The sequence below is a fragment of the Suttonella sp. genome (assembly GCF_056855035.1).
On the sequence record NZ_JBXGGR010000101.1, the window covers coordinates 1 to 6780 of the forward strand.

General features: G+C 48.6%; 8 protein-coding genes and 3 tRNA genes. 8 read left to right on the forward strand and 3 right to left on the reverse strand.

The window, feature by feature from the left end; genetic code table 11:
* Positions 1 to 212 precede the first annotated feature (212 nt).
* From ACJHVI_RS09060 to ACJHVI_RS09070, 3 genes are read right to left on the reverse strand one after another with little or no spacing between them, the layout of a single operon-like run.
* A complete protein-coding gene (locus ACJHVI_RS09060; RefSeq protein WP_483184416.1) occupies positions 213 to 608 on the reverse strand; it encodes an SLC13 family permease in 396 nt (131 codons plus the stop codon).
* An 8-nt stretch (positions 609 to 616) separates the two neighbouring features.
* A complete protein-coding gene (locus tag ACJHVI_RS09065; protein ID WP_483184417.1) occupies positions 617 to 1705 on the reverse strand; it encodes an SLC13 family permease in 1089 nt (362 codons plus the stop codon).
* Positions 1675 to 1980, reverse strand: coding sequence for an SLC13 family permease (locus ACJHVI_RS09070; protein ID WP_483184418.1), 306 nt, complete (start codon positions 1978 to 1980; stop codon positions 1675 to 1677). Before ACJHVI_RS09070 ends, ACJHVI_RS09065 begins: the two co-directional genes overlap by 31 nt.
* Positions 1981 to 2196: 216 nt before the next feature.
* On the opposite strand from ACJHVI_RS09070, the gene ACJHVI_RS09075 reads away from it, so the two are divergent.
* The 8 genes from ACJHVI_RS09075 to ACJHVI_RS09110 all read left to right on the forward strand — a co-directional run bounded on the left by ACJHVI_RS09075 (position 2197) and on the right by ACJHVI_RS09110 (position 6050).
* Entirely contained in the window at positions 2197 to 2604 is a 408-nt protein-coding gene (locus ACJHVI_RS09075; protein WP_483184423.1) for a methylated-DNA--[protein]-cysteine S-methyltransferase, read from the forward strand.
* A gap of 6 nt (positions 2605 to 2610) precedes the next feature.
* Positions 2611 to 2847: a hypothetical protein gene (locus ACJHVI_RS09080; protein ID WP_483184419.1), complete on the forward strand. Its 237-nt coding sequence runs from the start codon at positions 2611 to 2613 to the stop codon at positions 2845 to 2847.
* Between the two features lie 183 nt (positions 2848 to 3030).
* Entirely contained in the window at positions 3031 to 3762 is a 732-nt protein-coding gene (locus ACJHVI_RS09085; protein WP_483184420.1) for an LOG family protein, read from the forward strand.
* Between the two features lie 2 nt (positions 3763 to 3764).
* On the forward strand, positions 3765 to 4283 hold the full coding sequence (locus ACJHVI_RS09090; protein WP_483184421.1) for a TRAP transporter small permease subunit: 519 nt from the start codon (positions 3765 to 3767) through the stop codon (positions 4281 to 4283).
* A gap of 1 nt (position 4284) precedes the next feature.
* Positions 4285 to 5679, forward strand: a complete 1395-nt coding sequence (locus ACJHVI_RS09095) for a TRAP transporter large permease (protein ID WP_483184422.1) — start codon at positions 4285 to 4287, stop codon at positions 5677 to 5679.
* Between the two features lie 88 nt (positions 5680 to 5767).
* Positions 5768 to 5844: transfer RNA gene (locus ACJHVI_RS09100), tRNA-Pro, on the forward strand.
* Positions 5845 to 5865: 21 nt separating this feature from the next.
* Positions 5866 to 5942: transfer RNA gene (locus tag ACJHVI_RS09105), tRNA-Arg, on the forward strand.
* Between the two features lie 31 nt (positions 5943 to 5973).
* A tRNA-His gene (locus ACJHVI_RS09110) sits at positions 5974 to 6050 on the forward strand.
* Positions 6051 to 6780 lie beyond the last annotated feature (730 nt).

The window sequence follows — 6780 nt, forward strand, 5'->3', positions numbered from 1 at the left end:
TAGCTTGTCATTGCGGCATGGGAAAGGAGAATAAGGTTAAGTTTATAAAAGATTATTTTGCTTAAAAAACGCTAGATAGCACCTATTTTGTCCCTTAGAGCTAAAGAACTCGAAAACAGCACCTAAAATGTCCCTTTGCCCTTTTATGAAGAATCATCGAATTGCAAGAGGTGTAAATTCTTGTAATTCAGAGTAATCCCTAGAATGACGTTTTATGTGCCGTAGAATGTCCAGATCATAGGAATAAAAAGGATGCCGAATGCCCAGTAGAGCAAATTCAACGGCAATCCAATTTTAATGAAGTCGCTAAAGCGGTAGCCACCAGCAGCATAAACCATAGTATTAGTCTGATAGCCGACTGGCGTCATAAAACTGGTAGCGGCAGCAAACATGACGGTGATGATAAAGGGTGAGGCTTCTACGCCCAGCATGTTGGCGGTGGATACGGCTATCGGGGTCATCAGCACGGCGGTGCCGGCATTGCTCATCAATTCGGTCAAAATCATGGTCATCAGATAGAGGATAGCAAGCACCATTAGCGGTCCTGCGTCGCTGAAGCGTCTAAGGCTGTGTTCGACGATAAATGCCGCCGCGCCGCTGTTGTTCATGGCAGCGCCTAAGGGCAGCAGTCCTGCAATAAGATGATGATGCGCCAATCAATCGAGGCATAGGCTTCTTCCGTACTCAAGCAGCCGGCACAGACCATGAGGACGGCGCCGATGAGGGCGGTAATCGTAATCGGGACAATCCCTACTGCGGAGGCGGTAATCACGACAATCATTACGCCGATGGCAAAATGGGCGCGCCAGTCGGTTTTTTTGCGTTCGTGGTTTTCCGAGAGAATGATGAAGTCTTGATTGCGGCGCAAATCGGCGATGTCTTCTCTGGGCAGAATCATCAATAGGATGTCGCCGACGTGGAAATGAATGCGGCGCAGACGTTCGCGCACGATTTTGCTGCGCCGCTGAATACCGACGACGGTGCTGTTGCGGTTCCAACGCTGCGAGAGTAAGGCGACGTTGCCGCCTATCCATTGCGAATTGGGCGCGACCATGACTTCGGCGATGACCCATTGGGTTTCGGCATTGTCGCTGTTGTGCTGATGCGCATAGACGGAAAAGGCTTTGAGGGCGAATTGGTCGCGCAGCTTGAGCAGTTCTTCCGGCAAGCCGCGTACCAGCAGAATGTCATGACGCTGCAAGACTTGCTGCGAGGGCGTGGAAAGGCGTTCGCCGTCGCGCAATACGCCGATGATATAGAGGTTTAAATCCACCGCATCGGCAATGGTTTTGCCGACAAGCGGCGATTCGGCGCTGACCCGCCATTCGGCGACGTATTTGCCGAGGTCTTGCCGTTCGTCAATCAGATGAGCGCTGTTATCCGGCAATAGCCAGCGCCCCGCCGTCAGCAAATACACATAGCCGATAATCAGAAAAATGATGCCGAGCGGAAAAAGCTCAAACATGCCGAAGCCGCGATGCCCCTGCTGCTGGGCAATGGAATTGACGAGCAAATTGGTCGAGGTGCCGATAAGCGTGGTTACTCCCGCCATTTGCGAGACAAAAGACAGCGGAATCAGGGCTTTTGAAGCGGGAAATTTAATGTTTTTCGCCGCCGCAATCACAATCGGAATAAAGACCGCCACCACCGCCGTATTATTCACAAAAGGCGAAATCAGCGAGACAATCGCAAACAGCAGCAGCAAAACGCCAGCGGCGATTTGACGCGCCCCAATAAAGCGCCGATGCCGTCTAATGCACCGCTGATTTGCAAGCCCGCCGCCAGCACAAACATGGCGATTACGGTAATCGTGGCAGAATTGCTAAAACCGCTCAAAGCCTCCTGCGGCGACACTTGCCCGAATAAAGCCAAACTTGCCAGCACCAGAATCGCCACCGCGTCCATGCGCATTTTTTCGGTGGCGAACAGAAAGGTGGCAATCAAAGCGACGGCAAGCGTGATGACGATGTCGGCAGTCATAAAAGGTTTCCGCAAGAAATAAAGCGCGCATTTTCGCAAAGTTTGTCCGCAGGCGGTAGTCTTGTAAGATAGCCCTTATTTTTAATGGAAGCCTTTCTCATGCCCACCCTATTCACAAGCGAAATCGAAACGCCGATTGGCATCATGCTTGCCGCTGCTTACGACCAAGCCGAGCAGACGGCTTTAGTTTATGCGGATTTTGTCGATAGTGTCAAAATGCGGCAATCGATTGAAGAAACATTAGAAAAAAGCTATCGATCTCCTGTACAGGCAAAACAAATCCCGCTTTTGCAGGCAACACAATCGCAGCTTGAAGATTATTTTTGCGGCAAATTGCGCGCATTTCGCCTATCATTAGCGCCGCTTGGCACGCCCTTTCAAATCAAAGTTTGGGACTTGCTAAAGCAAATTCCTTACGGCGAAACATGGACTTATAGCCAACAAGCGGCGCTTTACGGCAACCCTTCGGCGCTGCGCGCAGTCGCGGCGGCAAACGGAAAAAATCCGCTCTCGATTATCGTTCCCTGTCATCGTGTGATTGGGAAAAACGGCGCATTGACGGGCTATTGGGGCGGATTGGAACGCAAGACTTTTTTATTGGATTTGGAACAACGGTTTAAGTGAGGCAATATGCAAACGGACGATTTTGAAGATTTTGACAACTTCGATGCTTATGAAGAGGCGGATTTTGATGAAGACTATGAAGACGAGGACCACGAAGATGAAGTGCAAGAACTCGGCGGCGACAGTCTGAGCTGGGGCGGCTTTTCCGATGATAGCGACGACGAAGGCGGCTGGTATTATGATGATGAAGACAGCGACGACGAATTCGGCGAAGAGCAAGGCTATTCCTATGATGAGGAATAATGTAAGACAAAGCCTCAACGCCACATAAAATCATTAGGCTTTTGATGAAGCCGTCTTTTACCCATAACGCGGCAAAAACGCCGCGTTTTTTCTGCCTGATACTAAGGACAAATCTCTCTTATGAAATACTTGAGATAAATGCGAAAAGTCGGCAGAATAGCGGACTTTTTACGCAGATTTATCATGGAAATAAAACATCGTATTCCACCAAAGCCGCTGCATGGGGAAAGCAATGAGCAGCTCTCGAGAGAATCATGGAAAGTATTTCAAATCATGTCGGAATTTGTCGATGGATTTGAACGTTTATCGGTTATCACGCCTTCAGTCAGCATTTTCGGCTCGGCACGCCTGCGTCCCGACAGTCCTTATTATCAATTAACGGAAGACATCGGCAAACGTTTGTCTGATGCCGGTTTTTCCGTTGTCTCCGGCGGCGGGCCGGGAATTATGGAGGCGGCAAACAAAGGCGCTTATCAAGGGGCGCACGGCTTGTCGGTGGGCTTGAATATCGAATTGCCGCATGAGCAAAAAGGCAATCCTTATCAGGATATTTCAATGAAATACCGCTATTTTTTCGCCCGCAAGGCTATGTTTGTCAAATATTGCAATGCCTACATCGTTCTTCCCGGCGGCTTTGGCACGCTGGATGAACTGGCGGAAATCCTGACTCTGATTCAAACCGGTAAAAGCCGCAAAATCCCCGTGATTTTGGTCGGCAGCAATTTTTGGCAGGGATTATTGGATTGGCTGCGCGAGCAATTGCTCGGCATGGGCTTAATCGCCGCCCAAGATTTGGATTTGATGACAGTGGTCGATGATGCCGACAGCGTGTTGAAAATCATCGAAGATTTCTATCAAGACCGCTCTTATGCTCATACTGCCGCAGAACCCAATATCCACCACAAAGAGAGTTAAACATGCAGCAAATCATTCGCCTGATTGACGGCTTGAGCATTGCCGTGGGCAAAACCTGCGCTTGGCTGACCTTAGCCATGGTATTGCTTACGACCTATTTGGTCGTGATGCGCTATGTCTTTAATATGACCTCGATTGCCCTGCAAGAATTGGTCATGTATATGCATGCCAGCGTCTTTATGTTGGGTGCCGCCTATGCCCTGCAAAGCGATCAGCATGTGCGGGTCGATGTGCTGTACCGCATACTATCCTCTCGCAAACGCGCGCTGCTGAATATTATCGGCACCATTCTGTTTTTATTGCCTTTTACTGTTTTGATTGCCTATTACGGCTGGAATTACGCCGCCAGCGCGTGGAAATACCGTGAAGCCTCTACTCAACCGGGCGGCTTACCCTATGTATATTTGCTCAAATCTCTGCTGCCGACTTTCGCCATTATGATGTTTATGCAAGGCATTGCAGAATTACTGCGCAATATTCTGGTACTAATGGGTAAATGGCATATTAAGGAGGAAGAATAAAATGGAATGGCTTGCAATTGTCATGTTTGTGGCATTGGGAATGGCGCTCTTAATGGGCTATCCCGTTGCCTTATCTTTAGCAGGGGTCGCCCTGATTTTCGCGGGCATGGCGCCGCTCTTCGATGTGGATATGAGCGTTTTGCCGATGATTACCAACCGCCTGTTCGGCGGCGTGATGACCAATGAAACCCTGATTTCCGTGCCTACCTTCGTTTTTATGGGGCTGACCCTGCAAAAAGCGAAAATTGCCGAAGATTTGCTAAGCATGATGACGCTCTTATTCGGCGGCATGCGCGGCGGTTTGGCATTTACGGTAACCATTGTCGGCGCACTATTAGCCGCTGCCACCGGCATTGTCGGCGCAACAGTGGTAACTATGACCCTGCTCTCTCTGCCCGTCATGCTTAAAAACGGCTACGACCCGAAACTCTCTACCGGCGTGATTTGCGCCTCCGGCACTTTGGGGCAAATCATTCCGCCGTCTATCGTCCTGATTGTCTTAGGCGATGTGGTAGGCAATGCCTATAGCGAAGCGCAAATGAAAATGGGCAATTTCGCTCCCGATACCGTCTCTGTCAGCGATTTATTTGCCGGCGCAGTCGTGCCGGGCTTGTGCATTGTCGGTTTGTATTTATTGTACATATTCATCCGCACACTGATTACACCGAACGATTTGCCGCTGCCCGATAAATCAGAACGCGCCCAATTGCGCGGCGAACACTTCTATTTGCGCCTCTTATTTGTGCTGCTACCGCCTTTGGCTTTGATTCTCTGCGTATTAGGTTCCATTTTGATGGGGCTTGCCACGCCGACCGAAGCTGCCAGCATCGGCGCATTCGGCGCATTAGTCATTGCCTTTGTCCGCTATTTGGTCGATAGAAAAAACGGCGTACCAAGCTCTCTGCGCTGGTTGATTGACGTACCGCGCGAAACCCTGCAAATCAGCGCCATGGTCTTCTTAATCATGATTGGCGCTTCATTATTTTCATTGGTATTTCGCGCCTATGGCGGCGATTTGCTGATTGAGCATTGGCTGTCTAATCTGCCCGGCGGCAAAATCGGCGCAATTTTTGTGGTGATGTTTGTGATTTTCCTGCTGGGCTTTGTTTTAGACTATTTTGAAATCGTCTTTATCGTTATCCCGATTGTCGCGCCGATTCTCTTCCAAATGGACGTGGATCCCGTATGGTTTGCGATTATGGTGGCGATTAACCTGCAAACCAGCTTCCTCACGCCGCCTTTCGGCTTTGCCCTCTTCTTCCTGCGCGGCGTTGCACCGATAAGCGTGAAAACCGCCGACATTTACAAAGGCGTGATTCCTTTCATCGCCTTGCAACTGCTGATGCTCGTGATTCTGGCATTTGTGCCGCAAATGGTGCGCTGGGTATCTTTTTAAAACATAGAGATAGAAAAATATTTGCAGATAGCGAAAAAAAATATTGACGCATTTGGTGCGCATCTATAAAATGCGCACTTCTTTGAAACGGAGTATAGCGCAGTTTGGTAGCGCATCTGGTTTGGGACCAGGGGGTCGGGGGTTCGAATCCCTCTACTCCGACCATCAAAGAATGCTTTATCTTATGTGCCCGTAGCTCAACTGGATAGAGCAACGGCCTTCTAAGCCGTAGGTTGCAGGTTCGAGCCCTGCCGGGTGCGCCAGCAAATCGGTGAAGAATCAAGTAAATCAATGGTGGATATAGTTCAGTTGGTTAGAACGCTGGATTGTGATTCCGGAGGTCGTGGGTTCGAGTCCCATTATCCACCCCATTTATGAATGCCCCTTTAGGGGTTTTTTATTTCTGTCTTAAAAATTCTTTACATCATCCGATCATTCCTGCGGTTTATTTTGAGATGTTTGTATGGTCGATTAATCGCAATAATAAGGTCTTATAGTCAAAGAATTGAAAAAGTATTACGGATTTGGTTCGCCTTGCCGAACGCTCTGTACTGCCTGCAGTTCGCCGTCTTGTAGTACTTATCCACTTCTCCGACTATAATTCGTTTTACATCTTTTGTAATCCCGTCTTGTATCTCGGAGAGGTGGAAAAGTACTACAAGACGCCGAGTCGCGGGCAGCACGGAGCATACGGCGAGCCAACACCGTAATGTTTTTTCAATTCTTCGACTATAAAAATCCCATATCGGACGTATGTTCTCACAAAGCGCTTCTCGGATAATGCTTTGCTTGATGCGTCTTCTCATGCTTATCCGTCTATTCATGCGTTTGAAATTTATGCTTGATAAGCAGCCTAATCAAATGAGAAATAAGTTTAGGCAATGCTGCCGTTTTTTTTGCAGGATTAATCGAGGAATAAGAAGAGATGAGAAAGGGATTTTGTCTTGAAGATAATAAGATAGGCTCTAGACTAGCAGAGTGATTGGTATAATTTATTGCAGAAGCGACCATAAATGTTTTTCTAAATCATCAATACTCTGCTTCCAGCGCCATTCGCATTCTTTCAAATGCCATTCGAAATTTTTGCTTACACCGTTAAAT